14 protein-coding genes and 1 tRNA gene are annotated in these 14,702 nt (G+C 73.6%); 7 read left to right on the top strand and 8 right to left on the bottom strand.

The window, feature by feature from the left end; translation table 11 throughout:
- Positions 1-86 precede the first annotated feature (86 nt).
- The 3 genes from AB0C99_RS15220 (at position 87) to AB0C99_RS15210 (ending at position 2,327) form a co-directional block, all read left to right on the top strand.
- Positions 87-551, top strand: a complete 465-nt coding sequence (locus tag AB0C99_RS15220) for a hypothetical protein (RefSeq protein ID WP_362474876.1) — start codon at positions 87-89, stop codon at positions 549-551.
- An 87-nt stretch (positions 552-638) separates the two neighbouring features.
- A tRNA-Leu gene (locus tag AB0C99_RS15215) sits at positions 639-726 on the top strand.
- Positions 727-779: 53 nt separating this feature from the next.
- Positions 780-2,327, top strand: a complete 1,548-nt coding sequence (locus tag AB0C99_RS15210) for a hypothetical protein (protein ID WP_362474873.1) — start codon at positions 780-782, stop codon at positions 2,325-2,327.
- Between the two features lie 10 nt (positions 2,328-2,337).
- Here AB0C99_RS15210 and AB0C99_RS15205 read toward each other — a convergent pair whose 3' ends face one another.
- Genes AB0C99_RS15205 through AB0C99_RS15195 form a run of 3 tightly spaced genes read right to left on the bottom strand, consistent with a single transcriptional unit; the run spans position 2,338 to position 3,959 of the window.
- Positions 2,338-3,048, bottom strand: coding sequence for a class I SAM-dependent methyltransferase (locus AB0C99_RS15205; RefSeq protein WP_362474870.1), 711 nt, complete (start codon positions 3,046-3,048; stop codon positions 2,338-2,340).
- Positions 3,049-3,090: 42 nt separating this feature from the next.
- Positions 3,091-3,525 carry a hypothetical protein gene (locus AB0C99_RS15200; protein ID WP_362475003.1) on the bottom strand — a complete coding sequence of 145 codons (435 nt, stop codon included), beginning with the start codon at positions 3,523-3,525 and terminating at the stop codon, positions 3,091-3,093.
- A gap of 5 nt (positions 3,526-3,530) precedes the next feature.
- Positions 3,531-3,959, bottom strand: a complete 429-nt coding sequence (locus tag AB0C99_RS15195) for an ATP-binding protein (RefSeq protein ID WP_362474867.1) — start codon at positions 3,957-3,959, stop codon at positions 3,531-3,533.
- Positions 3,960-4,214: 255 nt separating this feature from the next.
- On the opposite strand from AB0C99_RS15195, the gene AB0C99_RS15190 reads away from it, so the two are divergent.
- The 3 genes from AB0C99_RS15190 to AB0C99_RS15180 all read left to right on the top strand — a co-directional run bounded on the left by AB0C99_RS15190 (position 4,215) and on the right by AB0C99_RS15180 (position 6,201).
- Positions 4,215-5,078: a helix-turn-helix transcriptional regulator gene (locus AB0C99_RS15190; protein WP_362474864.1), complete on the top strand. Its 864-nt coding sequence runs from the start codon at positions 4,215-4,217 to the stop codon at positions 5,076-5,078.
- The gene (locus tag AB0C99_RS15185) at positions 5,079-5,315 is read left to right on the top strand and encodes a DUF397 domain-containing protein (protein ID WP_015037566.1); all 237 of its coding nucleotides are present in this window, start codon (positions 5,079-5,081) and stop codon (positions 5,313-5,315) included.
- Between the two features lie 76 nt (positions 5,316-5,391).
- Complete coding sequence (locus tag AB0C99_RS15180) at positions 5,392-6,201, top strand: SAM-dependent methyltransferase (protein ID WP_362474861.1); 810 nt, start codon at positions 5,392-5,394, stop codon at positions 6,199-6,201.
- A gap of 77 nt (positions 6,202-6,278) precedes the next feature.
- Here AB0C99_RS15180 and AB0C99_RS15175 read toward each other — a convergent pair whose 3' ends face one another.
- The 3 genes from AB0C99_RS15175 to AB0C99_RS15165 form a co-directional block, all read right to left on the bottom strand.
- Complete coding sequence (locus tag AB0C99_RS15175) at positions 6,279-8,189, bottom strand: M64 family metallopeptidase (protein WP_362474858.1); 1,911 nt, start codon at positions 8,187-8,189, stop codon at positions 6,279-6,281.
- 103 nt (positions 8,190-8,292) lie between these two features.
- Positions 8,293-9,636 (bottom strand): 6-phospho-beta-glucosidase, encoded by a 1,344-nt coding sequence (locus AB0C99_RS15170; protein ID WP_362474856.1) that lies wholly within the window; start codon positions 9,634-9,636, stop codon positions 8,293-8,295.
- 113 nt (positions 9,637-9,749) lie between these two features.
- Positions 9,750-11,543: an FAD-dependent oxidoreductase gene (locus AB0C99_RS15165; protein ID WP_362474853.1), complete on the bottom strand. Its 1,794-nt coding sequence runs from the start codon at positions 11,541-11,543 to the stop codon at positions 9,750-9,752.
- Between the two features lie 142 nt (positions 11,544-11,685).
- Between AB0C99_RS15165 and AB0C99_RS15160 the strand changes: the two genes are divergently transcribed.
- A complete protein-coding gene (locus AB0C99_RS15160) occupies positions 11,686-12,126 on the top strand; it encodes a YchJ family metal-binding protein (RefSeq protein ID WP_362474850.1) in 441 nt (146 codons plus the stop codon).
- Between the two features lie 100 nt (positions 12,127-12,226).
- Here the strand turns inward: AB0C99_RS15160 and AB0C99_RS15155 are convergent, their stop codons facing one another.
- A complete protein-coding gene (locus AB0C99_RS15155; RefSeq protein WP_362474847.1) occupies positions 12,227-14,320 on the bottom strand; it encodes an MDR family MFS transporter in 2,094 nt (697 codons plus the stop codon).
- A 121-nt stretch (positions 14,321-14,441) separates the two neighbouring features.
- Positions 14,442-14,696 (bottom strand): hypothetical protein, encoded by a 255-nt coding sequence (locus AB0C99_RS15150; protein WP_362475002.1) that lies wholly within the window; start codon positions 14,694-14,696, stop codon positions 14,442-14,444.
- Positions 14,697-14,702: the final 6 nt, after the last annotated feature.

Genomic DNA, 14,702 nt, shown 5'->3' with positions numbered 1-14,702 from the left:
GCGACGCCCCGTGCGCCCCGAGTCGTACCCGGAACGGTCCTCCGGACGTACGAGAACGGGCCCGGACGGCGCCCACGATGGAACACATGAACCGCACCGCGATCGCCCTCGCCTCCACCGCCGCCCTCGGCGCCCTCGTCTTCGCCGGAGCCGTCGCCGCTCCCGCCGCCGCCGACTGGTGGGACGGCCGCCACGACGAGTACTCCTCCTACGCGACCGGTGCCGCCGCCAAGTCCGACCGCCCCTCGGTCCCGCGCTGGCTCCCGGACCAGGCCGGCGCCGTCGAGTACGCCATGAAGACCACCGGCGGCGACCGCGCCCTGAAGGCCGCCCTCCCGACGGCCGAGCTCCCCGCCGGCTGCACCCCCCTCGCCGCCGACGCGTCCCGCCCCGACCCGGCCCTGACCCCCGACTGGCTCCCGAAGGACGTGAAGCCGAAGGCCACCGCTCGCTGCGGCCTGTACTACGCGTACCTGGACGGACACACGCTGTACGGCTGGCAGGACAACCAGGACTGGATCAAGGACAACAAGGCGTCCGCACCCCACTGACCACGGAAAACACTGGTGAAAGCCACCCCGAACCCCTGGTAGAGTTGTCCATGTCGCCGCGGGGAACACCGGGGTGGCGAAACACCCGTCCGGGTGGCGGAATGGCAGACGCGCTAGCTTGAGGTGCTAGTGCCCTTTATCGGGCGTGGGGGTTCAAGTCCCCCCTCGGACACCAGACGAAGGACCCCAGCTAAGCTGGGGTCTTTTGCGTTTCCCGGGGAGGGTGTCATGCGTGGGGGGCAGCGGTTCGACCAGAGAGCGGTGGCGCTGGTCGAGCTGAGGGGCACGGCCGCGGACTGCGAGCTGCTGGAGCGGGCCTTCGAGGAGCGGGGCTGGCCGGTGTTCGAACGCCGGGGCCGGCTGTCCTCGGTCGCGGACCGGCTGGTCTGGTACGTCGTGGAGGCGAGGTTCCCCGGCAGCCGGCGCAACGCGACCCGGGGCGCGCGCGAGCGCGTCGAGCTCCTCGGTGACGAGCTGCTCCTCGACCTCCAGGTCCAGGCGGTCGAGCTCGTCGCGCGGGATCCGGCGGATCTGCCGCACTGGTTCGCCTACGAGCGCCCCGCCGCCCCGCCGCGCGGCGCGGCGGTCCCGAGGCGCCGGTACTGGCGGGAGCGTACGGATGTCTGGCGCGCGGAGCACACCGGGAGCCGGGACACGGGCCGGCTGATCCTCGCCCGGACGCCGGGGGAGGCGCAGTACCTCGCCGCCCGGCCGCTGCCCGGCACCGCGCCGCGCGGCGGGCGGGTGGCGGCACGCAGGCCGTCGGGCACCACCACGCGCCCGGCCCCGGGGCGTGTCGGCCGCAAGGAGGGCGCCTCCCGGATGACCAGGACGGCGGCGCTGCTCTGCGTCGGCCTCTGGGCCGGGGCGCGGCTCGTGGACGGCCGGTCGCACGGGGCCGGCTCCTGGTGGTGGGTGCTCGGCGTGCTCTGCGTCGTGGCCGCGGGCGCGGGTGCGAGCTGGCGGGCCATGGCCCCGGGCGCGACACGGGCCGGATCGCTGGTGGCGGGCTGCCTGCTCACCGTGGCCGCGGCGGGCCTGGGGGCCCGGGCGGCGCTCAGCGCGCCGGACGTCGGCTTCGGCTCGTCCGTCCTGCTGGTGTGCCTGATCGCCGCGGTGGTCGTCAACGGCGTCCGGCTCCTCGTCCGGCAGTGGAGCTGGCAGCGCACGGCGCCGTGGCTCATCCCGCTGCTGGTGCCGCTGTTCTTCGGCTTCGTCCCCGGGCTGGGGCTCGGGATCCACACCATGTACCTGGACGCCTTCGGCCTCGACCTGGAGGACGTCGACGTCCCCCGGGCCCACCAGCTCCTCGCCATGCTCAAGCTCGCGGCCTGCATGAGCCTGTGGCTCTTCGTGCCGAGCCTCCTCGGGTACATGAAGCACTTCCACCTGTACGTGAAGGACCGCTGGTTCGGCAACGTGGTGCTCTTGGTGGTGAGCGTGGCGCTGCTGACGCTGGGCGTGCTCGAGGCGGGGCTGCTGCGCGCGGGCCAGGCCGGGGCCGACGCCGTGGCGGCCGCGGCGAAGGGGCGGACGCCGGCCGGCTACTACGGGATCGAACCCGAGTGGGTCTGCGTCCTGCCCGTCGGCCGGGCCGACGCCGTCCCGGTGGACGGCGGCGTGCTCTCGGTGAGCAGCCCGTACCTCAGGATCGGGGACGCGGGCGGCACGGTCGTGCTGTGGGACACCAAGGCGGGCGCGGCGCTCAAGGCCCCGCTCGACCGGCTGCGGATCGCGCCGCACGAGGAGCGCCCCGGGTCCTGCCCCACCCGCTGAGGCGCGCGGCTCAGCCCTTGCGCGCCATCACCAGCCGGCAGCGCGGGGCGCCGTCCTCGCGGAAGCCGAGGGACGGGATCGGGAGGAGGTCCGTGCGGAAGCCCGCGGTGGCCAGGCGGTGGCGGACGTCCGTCAGGCGGAAGGTGCGGTAGTACATGACGAACGGGGGCCGCCACACCGCGTTGCGCAGCCGCATCGCCGCGTCGAAGCCCCACAGCGTCCAGTAGGGGGCCGAGCCGACCGGCGGCGGTGCGGGCAGCGGGAAGGCGAAGGTGCCGCCGGGCCGCAGGGAACGGTGGACCTCCCGGAACAGGGTCTCCTGCTCGGCGGGGAGGAAGTGGCCGAAGGCGCCGAAGCTGACCGCGAGGTCGAAGGCGGCGGTGAAGGGCAGCGCGCGGGCGTCGGCCCGGACCAGGGCCGCCTCCGGGTGCGCGGCGCGGGCCTCGGCGAGCATCCCGGCGCTGAAGTCCACGCCGGTGACCGGGCCCGCGCACACCGAGCGCAGCACGGAGAGGCCGGCGCCGGTGCCGCAGCAGACGTCCAGGCCGGGGCCGAAGGGGCCGAGCGGCTCCAGGGTCTCGGCGACCGCGCCCAGCAGCCGGTCGGAGGTGCGGAACGGGGTAGCGTCGAAGCGGCCGGCCAGCAGGTCGTAGCCGTGCTCGACGGAGGAGAGCGCCTGCACGGTCAGCTCGCGGAGGGTGGGGCCCTCGGGGGAGAACATGGCCCCGAGCCTAGGGCGTGCCCCGGCGCGGTCGCCCAGCGCTCACAGGGTGCTGCGCACCTGCGGAGGGACGCTCCAGGCCGGGGCGATCCCGGTCAGCTGGCAGATCAGCAGGTAGAGCGGGATCGGCGGGGTGTACGGGGAGTCGCCGTCCGGGTGGTGGATCAGCCGGGGGCGGCGGTCGGGGACCACGGCGCCGGGGGCGTAGCAGGAGGGCAGCGGCCAGGTCAGGTCCTGGTCGGAGCCGGCCGGGACCAGCCACCACCACCAGTCGGCGTCCGCGTACACGCAGCCCTTGGCGGGGAGCCGGGACAGGATGCGGAAGCCGTAGCGGGCGGGGACGCCGATCGCGTCGGAGCCGAGGGTGGCCGGGAGGTCCGGCGGGACGGCGAGGCGGGTCACGCCGACGTGGGCGCGGGAGCGGGAGGGGGCGTTCTCGGGGCTCTTGCGGGCGCGCGGGACGAGCAGCGTCGCCATGGTCCTCAGCACGGCTCGGCCATGCCGTGCGCGAGCTCCGCCCAGACGACCTGCGCGGTGCCGTGTCCGGTGCGGTCGGCGCCCCAGGCCGCGCAGAGCGCGTCGACGAGGATGAGGCCGCGGCCCCGCTCGTCCTCGCCGCACTCGCGTATGCAGGGTCCGGCGGGACCGCCCTCGTCGCGCACGGCTATCCGCAGCCGCTCCTCGCCCTCGCGCAGCTCGCACACGACCCGGGCGCTCGCGGTGTGGACGACGGCGTTGGTGACCAGCTCGGAGACGACGAGGGCGACGGTGTCGCGGATCTCCGGGTCGCAGCCCCACAGGACGAGGCGCTCCTCGGCGAGGCGGCGGGCGCGGGCCACGGACTCGGCGCGGGCGGGCAGCTCGAAGGCGAACCTGCGGACGTCGGAGTGGGGGTGCGGTCGCTGGGGCATGACGCGAGGGCTCATGAGACCTGAGGAATACGCGTTACCAGAAGCCACGACCGGATCCTCACAACTGTGGGCAGGATGCCGTACGCATGTCCTCCGTGGAGCGCACGGCGGCAGTGCGTACTGGTTCACCGGAATACTGTGCTCCTGACTCGGACACTTGGCAAGTGGCACTCTGAAAATTGCAGAGTGCCGTGTTCTCTCTGGCGGGGCTTCGTGGCACACTCGTCGAAACAGCGCGTCGGGGAGGTCTTGAGAGTGAGCGAGCCGCGGTCCGCCCCCACGGTGGGACAGGTCGTACTCGGCAAGCGTCTGCAGGATCTGCGGGAGCGTGCCGGCCTGAAGAGGGAAGAGGCCGCCAAGATCCTCCGGGTGGCTCCGGCCACGATCCGGCGCATGGAGACGGCCGAGGTCGCGCTGAAGATCCCGTACGTCCAGCTCCTGCTCAAGGCGTACGGCATCACGGACTCCGAGGCGGAGGGCTTCGTCGCCCTCGCGGAGGAGGCCAACCTCCCCGGCTGGTGGCAGCGGTTCCACGACGTGCTGCCCGGCTGGTTCTCCATGTACGTCAGCCTGGAGGGGGCCGCGAGCCTCATCCGGGCCTACGAGCCCCAGTTCGTCCCCGGTCTGCTGCAGACCGAGGACTACGCCCGTGCCATTCTGCGCAGCGGGGCGGTCGGCGGCAGCGATGCCGAGGAGATCGACCGTCATGTAGCCCTCCGCATGGAGCGCCAGTCCCTGCTCACCAGGGAGGACGCGCCCAAGTTCTGGGTGATCATGGACGAGACGGTCTTCCGCCGGCCGGTCGGTGACGGGCCCGAAGTGATGCGCGCCCAGCTCGACCGGCTGCTCGAAGCGTCCGAGCTGCCGAACGTCACCCTGCAGATCGCGGAGTTCGGCTCAGGCCACCATCCGGGTACCTACGGGCCGTTCGTCCTCTTCCGCTTCGCCATGCCCGAACTCCCGGACATGGTCTACAGCGAGTACCTGACCGGCGCCGTCTATCTCGACGCGCGCCCCGAGGTGGCCTCCCACCTCGAGGTCATGGACCGCATGGCGGCTCAGGCCGCGACTGCACAACGCACGAAGGAGGTTCTGCGGAACCTCCGCAAGGAGCTGTGAATGGATCGCATATACAACGGTATGCCCGCCGCTGAGCTCGGTGCCGAAGGCTGGCACAAGCCGTGGAGCGGCGGGAACGGGGGCAACTGCGTGGAGGCCATGAAGCTGGCCGACGGCAGAGTCGCCGTGCGACAGTCCGCAGACCCTGAAGGACCCGCCCTCATCTACACCCACGGGGAGATCGCCGCCTTCATCCAGGGGGCCAAATCAGGTCAGGCTGACTTTCTGCTCACCTGACCCCTTCCGCCACACCCCGCACGTCGCGTAACTCTTGCAGTGAGCACCACCGTTGGACCCGCCGAGGAGAGAGCCGATGACCCAGGACCCCGCCGCATCCGTGAGGATCGACACCAGCAAGCCGCATCCGGCGCGCATGTACGACTGGTTCCTGGGCGGCAAGGACAACTACCCCGTCGACGAGGAGATGGCCCGCCAGCTCCTCACCGTCGACGCCCGGGGCCGTGACATGGCCCGGGTCAACCGGGCCTTCATGCACCGCGCCACCCGCTGGCTCAGCGCCGCCGGCGTCCGCCAGTACCTGGACGTCGGCACCGGCATCCCCACCGAGCCCAACCTGCACCAGATCGCGCAGGAGGCCGCGCCGGACTCCCGGATCGTCTACTGCGACAACGACCCGATCGTGCTCGCGCACGCCGCCGCCCTGCTGCGCTCGACCCCCGAGGGGGCCACCGAGTACATCCAGGCGGACGCCCGCGACCCCGAACTGATCCTCGAAAGGGCCGGAAAGGTCCTTGACTTCGACCAGCCCATCGCCCTGTCGATGCTCGCCCTGCTGCACTTCGTGGGGGACGAGGACGGGGCCTACGAGCTGGTCGGCAAGATCGTCGAGAAGCTCGCCCCGGGCAGCTACCTCGTCCTCTCGCACGTCACCGGGGACTTCGACCCCGAGGGCGCCGCGAAGGCCGCCGCCATGTACAAGGCGCGCGGACTGACCCTGCGCCCGCGCTCGCGCGACGAGCTCGCCGCCTTCTTCGACGGCCTCGACCTGGTCGAGCCGGGTGTCTCGCTCACCGCCGAGTGGCACCCGGAGCTGGGCGAGCCCGTCCAGGTCCAGGGCGACGACCCCATCCCGGGCTGGGCCGCCGTCGGCCGCAAGCGCTGACCCGTCCCGCGCACGACGAAGGGAGAAGGCCCGCCGGCATCCGGCGGGCCTTCTTCCGTGTCAGGGGTATCCGGGGGCTACTTCCGTACCAGCGTCACCAGGAAGCTCCGTGCCGGGCCCACGTTGCCCGCCGCGTCCACCGTCCGGTACTCCACCGTGTGGGTGCCGTAGTCCGGCGTCGCGTCGTCCCAGGGCACCACCCGGCTGCGGCCCAGCTTGCCGTAGACCAGGTCGTCGATGACCGTGCCCGAGGGGGAGAAGCGGAACGGCGCCGAGGCGTCCGTCGGCCAGCCGTAGTACGTGTACCAGCCGTCCCCGTCCACCCGGAACTGGTTCACCACGGCCCCGTCCCGGTCGTCGCTCGCGGTCAGCCGCATCGTGAACGCGTCGTCGTAGACGTACTCGACGGGCCGCCCCGGCCGCTCCACTGTCCGCAGCGGCGCCGACAGCTCGTAGCGGGCGGCGGCGGGTGCCGCGTCGACCGTCCAGCTCAGCGTCTCGGCCGTGCCCGGGATCCGGGCCGTCAGCGTGTGCGTGCCCGGGGACAGCCGCAGCGCGCCCAGGTCGAGGTCGCGGTCGTTGCCCGGGTTCGGCACCGTCCGCCCGTCGAGCGCCCACCGCACGGCCGGGATGCCGCGCGCCGGGTGCGTGGTGTCCGCGTACACGACCGACCGCGCGCCCACCGCCGGGCCGGTCGCCGTGTGCCCGGCGAAGGCGGCGCGCGTGGCGTCCTTCGGCGTGCGCAGCGCCGGGTCCACCGTCCACGTCACCGTCCGGGTCAGGGCGGCCGAGCCGCGCACCGCCGGGTCGCGCACGAACGGGGTCGGGTCGGTGACCGTCGCCGTCAGCGCGTACGTACGCCCCGGGGCCAGGTCAAGCCCGCGCAGGTCCAGCGAGCGGGCGCCGCCGGAGCGCAGCGGGCGCCCGTCGAGCCGCCACGCCACCGTCAGCTCGCCGCCGACCGGGTGCAGGGTGTCCACCCACAGCGTCCGGTCGGCCCCGACCGGCGCCGCGTTCGGGGCGTGCCCCTGGACCAGGTCCACCTTGGCGGAGATCGCCCGCACCATCACCTCGCGCTCCACCTGGTCGAAGGCGTAGCCGAGGGTCTTCATCATCGAGTGCCGGCTCGGCCGCCAGACGCCCGAGGTGCTGTACATCCCGCCCTCGTACCGCCCGATGACCCCGCCGGACTCGCTCTCCTCGCCCAGCCAGCGCCACCACTTGGCGCGCTGCTCCCGCAACTGCCGCTCGGTCAGCAGGGTGTGGTGGGCCGAGGCCGGCTCGCCGTCGGTGTACGCGCCGCCGGGCACCCCGCGCGCGTAGTAGTCGTACTCGTCCTGGAGCCCGCCCAGCGAGTGCCCTATCTCGTGCGGGGTGATGAGCGCGGAGAGCGCGTTGCCGCCGGACGCGGTGGCGTAGGACCCGCCCGCGCCGCCGTAGGTGGAGCTGTTCGCGAGCGCCACGATCTGCCGGTTGGCGCGGCTCGTGCCGGGCACCAGATCGGCGAGAGAGGCCGCCTTCGCGCTGTCCACGGTCAGCAGCCGCTGCACGCTGCCGGGGTTGCAGCCGCCCCAGAAGCCCATGTCGAGCGCCGTGTCCCGGGCCGGGGCGTCGAGCCCCGGGTCGCAGTCGACGCCGGAGTCCTTCGACGGCACCTCCACCGCCCACACGTTGATGTACGAGCGGTAGGAGGCGAACGGCTCGACGCTCCACAGCGTGCTCAGGTGCCGCTCCAGGTCCGCCCGGAACTTGGGCAGTTCGGCCGCCGTGTACCCGTCGCCCATCACCACCAGGTTGAACCGCTTGTCGGCCGGACCGGTCGTCTGCACCGGAACCACCGCCGCGCCGCCCGCCTCCGCGGCCCGCGCGGCGGCCGGACTGCCGCCGCCGGCCACGGCCCCGGTGCCCACCAGGCCCGCGGCCAGCAGACAGCCCGCGGCGAGCCGGGCCACTCCTCTTCGAACACCCCTGCGTCGCTGTGAAGTCATGGGGCGCGAGCCTAGGCCGCGCCCCCGAACCGCGTAAAGATGTTCGTCGGCCGTCCGCCCGCGTGACGCGTCGGTGCCGTGTCAGTGGCGTCTCGGTGCCGCCTCAGTGGCGCAGATAGGCCAGCCCCGCGTGCTCGGCGGTGTAGCCCTCCACCAGCCGCCGGGCCACCGTCACCGAGTCGACCAGCGGGTGCAGCGCGAACGCCTTCACCGCCGTCGCCCGCGACCCGCTCTCCGCCGCCGCGAGGACCTCCCGCTCGACCGCCTTCACCGCCGTCACCAGGCCCACCGCGTGGTACGGCAGCGGGTCCACCGACACCGGGTGGGCGCCCGCCGCGTCGACGAAGCAGGGCACCTCGATCACCGCGTCCGCGTCCAGCACCGACAGGGTGTGCCGGTTGCGCACGTTGAGGATGAGGGTGGCCCGCTCGTTGCGCGCGATCGCCCGCATCAGCGCCAGCGCCACCTTCTCGTAGCCGCCCGACTCCAGGTCCTCCTCGTCCCGCTCGCCGACCCCGGCCGCCTCCCGGTTGTGCGCCATGTAGGTCGCCTCGCGCTCGGCGAGGGTGCGGTGCCAGGCGGGCAGGGCGGGCGCGTCGGGCCGGCCCATCTCGTCGTAGAAGCCGGACTGCTGGTCCAGGAGGTAGGCGCCCCGGGTCCGCTCGGCCTCCCGGTAGGCGCGCACCGCCTCCCGGTTGAAGTAGTAGTAGTGCAGGTACTCGTTGGGCACCGCGCCCAGCGAGCGCAGCCACTCGGTGCCGAAGAGCTTGCCCTCCTCGAAGGAGCCCAGCAGCCCCTCGTCCTCGAACAGGCGCGGCAGCAGGTCCTCCCCGCCGACCCGCAGCCCGCGCAGCCACCCCAGGTGGTTGAGGCCCACGTAGTCGATCCACGCCTCGCCCGGACGCGCGCCGAGCACCCGCGCGACCCGGCGGCCCAGGCCCACGGGGGAGTCGCAGATGCCGATCACCCGGTCGCCGAGGATCCGGGACATCGCCTCGGTGACCATGCCCGCGGGGTTGGTGAAGTTGATGACCCAGGCGTCCGGGGCGAGTTCGGCGACCCGGCGCGCGATGTGCGTCACCACCGGCAGGGTCCGCAGCCCGTACGCGATGCCGCCCGCGCCCACCGTCTCCTGCCCCAGCACCCCCTCGGCCAGCGCGATCCGCTCGTCGGCGGCCCGCCCCGCGAGCCCGCCCACGCGGATCGCCGAGAAGACGAAGTCCGCGCCGCGCAGCGCCTCGTCCAGCTCCGTGGTCGCGGTCACCACCGGCGCGTCGGGCACGCCCTCGCCCTGCTCGGCGAGGACCCGGGCGATCGCCGAGAGCCGCCCCGCGTCCAGGTCGTACAGGGTGACGTGGGTGACCCGGCCCTCGGCGTGGTCGCCGAGCAGGGCGCCGTACACCAGCGGCACCCGGAATCCGCCGCCTCCGAGAATCGTCAGTTTCATGCGCGTACGCTACTCGGGCTCCCGCGCGGCCCGCGGGATTCGCCGCCGCCCGTCCGTTTCCGTGACCAGTCCGTGGACGCCCGGCGCCGGCCGGCCCGGCGGGGCCGGGCGGCTCAGCCCAGGTCGAGGGCGTTGCGCAGGCCCAGGCGGTAGCGCAGCCGGTCGTGCCGCTTGAGGCCCTCCAGCTCCGGCGGGCTGAACAGCGGCCGCACCGTGCAGCGGGCGGCGGCCGAGCCCGTGCGGTCGAGCAGCGCGTTCACGGCCTGGCGGGCGGAGGCGTTGGCGCCCTCCATGGTGGCCAGGTCGATGTCGACGGCCACGTAGTCGCCCGCCAGGTAGAGGTTCGGGACCCGGGTGGCCGCCTTCGGCCGGTTGTGGAAGGTGCCCACGGGGTGGACGAGGAGCTGGTCCTCGTTGGTCGGGTTCGGGGTGCCGAGGCCGTCCACCCCGGGGTCCAGGAACCAGGAGTGCAGCGCGCTGTCCTTCAGCACCGTGCGGCCCGTGTCGTTGAACGATGCCTTCAGCTGGGCCCACACCTCCTTCGCGACCTCCGCGCGGGTGCACTGCTTGGCGGTCTTCCCGTACAGGACGCCCGGCCGGTCCCACTCGGAGATGTCCACGGAGAGGCAGTCGACGACCGCCCCGTCGCCGTAGTCGGCGGGGAAGTCCCGGGCCGGCCAGTGCCGGGCCTGCTGGATCGCGGTCAGCGACCAGGGCGAGTCGATGCAGTTGGCGTGCCCGGCGAGCAGCGGGGCGCTCTCCGTCAGATAGAACTGGATGCCGGTCATCCAGTCCGTCTCCAGCGCGTCGCAGCGGGCGAGCTGGGGGTCGGCGGCCCGGAGCGCGGCGCTCCAGGTCCGGCGGGCGTGCTCGACCGGCATCGCGGACACGTAGTGGTCCGCGGTCACCCGGCGCCGGACCCCCTGCGGGTCCTCGGCCAGGACCGCCGCGATCCGCCCGGCCCCGGCGTCGTAGTCCAGCTCCCGCACGGTCCAGCCGACCCGGAACTCCACGCCGAGGCCGTTCAGATGGGTCACCCAGGGGTCGATCCACGCCTCGTTGGTGGGCAGGTTCAGGATCCGGTCCAGGGGCCCGTCGGCGCCCCGCCCCAGCGCGTTGAAGGCGAACGCCTCCAGCAGGGTGGCGACCGTGCGGGTGCTGGCCTCCTCCGCCTTGGTGGCCACGATGTTGCGGGTGAGCCCCACGGCCAGGATGCGCTGGTAGTCGTAGCTCATCCGCTCGGCCCGCAGGAACTCCCACCAGGGGGTGCGCTCCCAGGTGTCGTCGCGCCGCTCCTGGCAGCTGGTGAGGAAGACGAGGAAGCGGTCCACGAAGTACGCCGCCTCGTGCAGCGGGATGGAGCGGGCGGTCTCCAGGAGCGCGGTCAGCGCCCGGCGGATCTCGTCGAGGGTGAGCTCGGCCGGGCGGTGGCCGGGCCAGGGCAGCGGGATGCGCAGGTCCTCGCGGCCGGTCCGGGCGAAGGACATCTCGGCGGGGGCCACCAGGTTGTCCCACACGCCGTGGGCGTTGCCGGGGAAGGGGATGCGCCGGAGGGTGTCGGGGAGGTTGTGGTAGATGCCGGGGATGAAGCGGAAGCCGTGCTCGGCGGGGAGCGCGCGGCGCCCGCCTCTCCCGCTGTCCGGCACGTCCATGGAGCGCGCCTTGCCGCCGAGCGCCCGGCGCTCGTAGACGGTCACGCGGTAGCCGCGCTCGGCCAGTTCGTGGGCCGCGGTCAGCCCCGCGACCCCGCCGCCCAGCACGGCGACGGAGAGCGGCGCGGCGGACTCCGCGGCCGTCGCGGCCTGTGCCGGTCCGGCGCCGACGGTGACCGTCGAGGCGACCGCGGCTCCCGTGACGGCGGCCGCGCCCGCCACGAATCCGCGCCGTGAGGTGCCCGTACGCTCCATGCCCCACCCCTTTACCGCCGGTAACAGTGTGATCCGGCGCAGGAGCATAGGGGCGGCCCCCGGACACCGGAAGCACCGTGCGGGGGCCCGCCCCTCGGATGGCGCGATCCCGCCCCCGCCTGCCGCAGGGGACAATGACCGCATGTCCCGACGCAACGCCCGCGGCAAGACCGCCCGCCCCGCCGTGCCCGCGCTCACCGCCGACACCCCCTGCCCCTGCGGCCTCGACGCCCCCTACGGCTCCTGCTGCGGCCGTTTCCACGCCGGACCCGCCACCGCGCCCACCGCCGAGCTGCTGATGCGCTCCCGCTACAGCGCCTTCGTCGCCCGCGACGAGCCGTACCTGCTGCGCACCTGGGCGCCGCGGACCCGGCCCGCCGAGGTCGACTTCGACCCGGCGCTGCGCTGGACCGGCCTGGACATCGAGGCCACCGGCGACGGCACCGCCTTCCACCAGCACGGCACGGTCACCTTCCGGGCCCGCTTCCGCCAGGGCGGCGCGGACGGCGAACTCCACGAGCGCAGCCGCTTCGAGCGGCACGAGGGGGCGTGGGTGTACGTGGACGGGGACTTCCTGGACTGAGGGCCGGGCCGGGGCCGGGGTCGGCCCCGGCCCCGCCTTGGCTCCGTCCTGGCCCGGCCCTGGCCCGGACCGGAGCCGACCCCGGCCCTGCCCCGGTCCGTCAGCGCGCCGTCGCGCCCGCCGGTTCGCGTTCGTGCCGGGGCAGGCCCTGGGCCAGGTCCTCCGCGATCAGCTTCTTCGCGATGGCGTCCGTCGCGGCCCGCAGCTCCGGGCCGCTGGGCCGGCCGCTCTCCCGCTCGACCCGGTCGCTGAGCCAGTCGCCCCAGGCCCGGGTGATGACCTCCGCCTCGCGCTTCCCGGCGGCGGTGTGCGAGAGGAGATTGCCGTCGCGGGTGAGGAAGCCCTCCTCGACCATCCGCTGGAACACCGGCAGCAGCACCTCGGGCGGGACCCGGCGGCCCGCCGAGATCAGCCCGAGGCTCGCGTGCCCGACCAGCCGGGTGAACAGCTCCACCTGCATGACCGCCCAGGCGCCGGCGGTGTCGAGCCGGGTGTCGGAGCCGGACACGATCCGCCGCGCCGTGTCGAGGTCGGTCTTGCGGATGATCCGCCCCACCGACAGTTCGAGGAGCTTGGCCGAGTCGCCGCTGCCGGTGGGGGAGGCGAAGCCCTCGCCCATGTCGGGCGCCGAGGCGCGGGCGGTGTCCCGCAGCGCCACCTGCTTCAGGAAGAGCGCGACGACGAAGCCGAGGGCCGCGACCGGCACGGTCCACAGGAAGACGGTGTGCAGGGTGTCCGCGTACGCCTGCACGATCGGCTCCGCCACCCGGTCCGGCAGCGCGTGGACACCGGCCGGGCTCTGCGACGCCTTCGCGACCGCCGCCGGGTCGAGGCCGAGGCCCGCCGCCCGGGTGGCCGCCTCCGCGGTGCCCTCGGTGAGGTTGGGCTTGAGGGCGTTGGCGTAGATCGTGCCGAAGACCGCGGTGCCGAAGGCGCTGCCGAGCGTACGGAAGAAGGTGACGCCGGAGGTGGCCGTGCCGAGGTCCGCGTAGTCGACGGTGTTCTGCACGGCGATGGTCAGCACCTGCATGCACAGGCCGATGCCGACGCCGAGCACGAACATGTACAGCGACTCCAGCCAGGTGCTGGTGCCCGGCCCCATCAGCGACAGCAGATAGAGGCCCACGCCCATCACCAGCGAGCCGACGATCGGGAAGGTCCGGTAGTGCCCGGTCTTGCTGACGACGTTGCCGCTGAAGATGGAGGCGATCAGCAGGCCGACCACCATGGGCAGGGTGCGGAAGCCGGAGACCGTCGCCGAGTCCCCGTCCACGTACTGCAGGTACGTCGGCAGGAAGGTCATCGCGCCGAGCATCGCGAAGCCGACGATGAAGCTGAGCACGGAGCAGACGGTGAAGACCGGGTTGCGGAAGAGCCGCATCGGCAGCATCGGCTCGGCCGCCCGGGTCTCCACCCAGCAGAACAGGGCCAGCGACAGCAGCCCGCCTGCGAACAGCCCGATGATGACACCGGAGCTCCACGCGTACTCGTTCCCGCCCCAACTGGTCGCCAGGATCAGGGCGCTGGACCCGGCGGCGACGAACGCGATGCCCGCGTAGTCGATGACCGGGCGGCTCACGGAGCGCACGGAGGGGATGGTGCGGGCGGCGGCGATGACGACGAGGATCGCGATCGGCACGTTGACGTAGAACGCCCAGCGCCAGCTCAGGTGGTCGGTGAACAGGCCGCCGAGCAGCGGCCCGATGACGGTCGAGACGCCGAACACGGCGCCGATGGCGCCCTGGTACTTGCCGCGCTCGCGCAGCGGGATCACGTCGGCGATCAGGGCCATGGAGGTGACCATCAGACCGCCGGCGCCGATGCCCTGCACGCCGCGCCAGACGATCAGCAGCGTCATGTTGGTGGCGAGACCGCACAGGAACGAGCCCGTGATGAAGACGATCGCGGAGATCTGGAAGATCACCTTGCGGCCGAAGAGGTCGCCGAACTTGCCGACCAGCACGGTCGCGACGGTCTCCGCCAGCAGATACGCGGTGACCACCCACGACATGTGCGCCGCGCCGCCGAGGTCCGAGACGATCGTCGGCAGCGCGGTGCCCACGATCGTCTGGTCCAGTGCGGCCAGCAGCACGCCGAGCATGATCGTGCCGAAGACGATGTTGCGGCGGCGTCGGTCGAGCACGGGCGGCTCGACGGCCGGGGGCGCGGTCGCGGCTTCGCTGGAGGTGGTCACCCTCGCAGCCTCACACCGACGCCGGTGTCCCGCATGTGGAGTACGTCCGAACCGGTGCGGCGGCACAGGACGGTGCCGAAGGGTGGTCCGGCGGGATGGTCCGGCGGGGTGGCGCGCGCCGTCAGTGCCCCGGGCGCACCGGGAGCTGCGGGTGGTGCTTGGCGAGCACCTTGTTGGCGCGGGCGAGCGCGGCCAGCGCGTGCTCGCGGTCGGCCCGGTCCTCCGCGCACAGCGGTCCCCGGAAGCGGTACACCTCGCGCGCCGCGCAGTCGGCGTCCACCTCGGCCTGGAGCACGTGCAGCGGCAGGCAGGAGCCGATCAGCGCGGCGACGCGGTCGGGGATCGGGACGGGTACGAGCGGCGAGGGCGTGGCGATCACGGT

Origin of the sequence: Streptomyces sp. NPDC048659 (genome assembly GCF_040650575.1) — a bacterium.
Lineage (GTDB): Bacteria > Actinomycetota > Actinomycetes > Streptomycetales > Streptomycetaceae > Streptomyces.
This window is presented reverse-complemented; position numbering and strand designations above follow the sequence as displayed.

Bases quoted from the DNA above. Each gene is read 5' to 3' on its own strand.
- AB0C99_RS15220 (WP_362474876.1), top strand. From the start codon at position 87: ATGAACCGCACCGCGATCGCCCTCGCCTCCACCGCCGCCCTCGGCGCC.
- AB0C99_RS15210 (WP_362474873.1), top strand. From the start codon at position 780: ATGCGTGGGGGGCAGCGGTTCGACCAGAGAGCGGTGGCGCTGGTCGAG.
- AB0C99_RS15205 (WP_362474870.1), bottom strand. From the start codon at position 3,048: ATGTTCTCCCCCGAGGGCCCCACCCTCCGCGAGCTGACCGTGCAGGCG.
- AB0C99_RS15200 (WP_362475003.1), bottom strand. From the start codon at position 3,525: ATGGCGACGCTGCTCGTCCCGCGCGCCCGCAAGAGCCCCGAGAACGCC.
- AB0C99_RS15195 (WP_362474867.1), bottom strand. From the start codon at position 3,959: ATGCCCCAGCGACCGCACCCCCACTCCGACGTCCGCAGGTTCGCCTTC.
- AB0C99_RS15185 (WP_015037566.1), top strand. From the start codon at position 5,079: ATGGATCGCATATACAACGGTATGCCCGCCGCTGAGCTCGGTGCCGAA.
- AB0C99_RS15180 (WP_362474861.1), top strand. From the start codon at position 5,392: ATGACCCAGGACCCCGCCGCATCCGTGAGGATCGACACCAGCAAGCCG.
- AB0C99_RS15175 (WP_362474858.1), bottom strand. From the start codon at position 8,189: ATGACTTCACAGCGACGCAGGGGTGTTCGAAGAGGAGTGGCCCGGCTC.
- AB0C99_RS15170 (WP_362474856.1), bottom strand. From the start codon at position 9,636: ATGAAACTGACGATTCTCGGAGGCGGCGGATTCCGGGTGCCGCTGGTG.
- AB0C99_RS15165 (WP_362474853.1), bottom strand. From the start codon at position 11,543: ATGGAGCGTACGGGCACCTCACGGCGCGGATTCGTGGCGGGCGCGGCC.
- AB0C99_RS15160 (WP_362474850.1), top strand. From the start codon at position 11,686: ATGTCCCGACGCAACGCCCGCGGCAAGACCGCCCGCCCCGCCGTGCCC.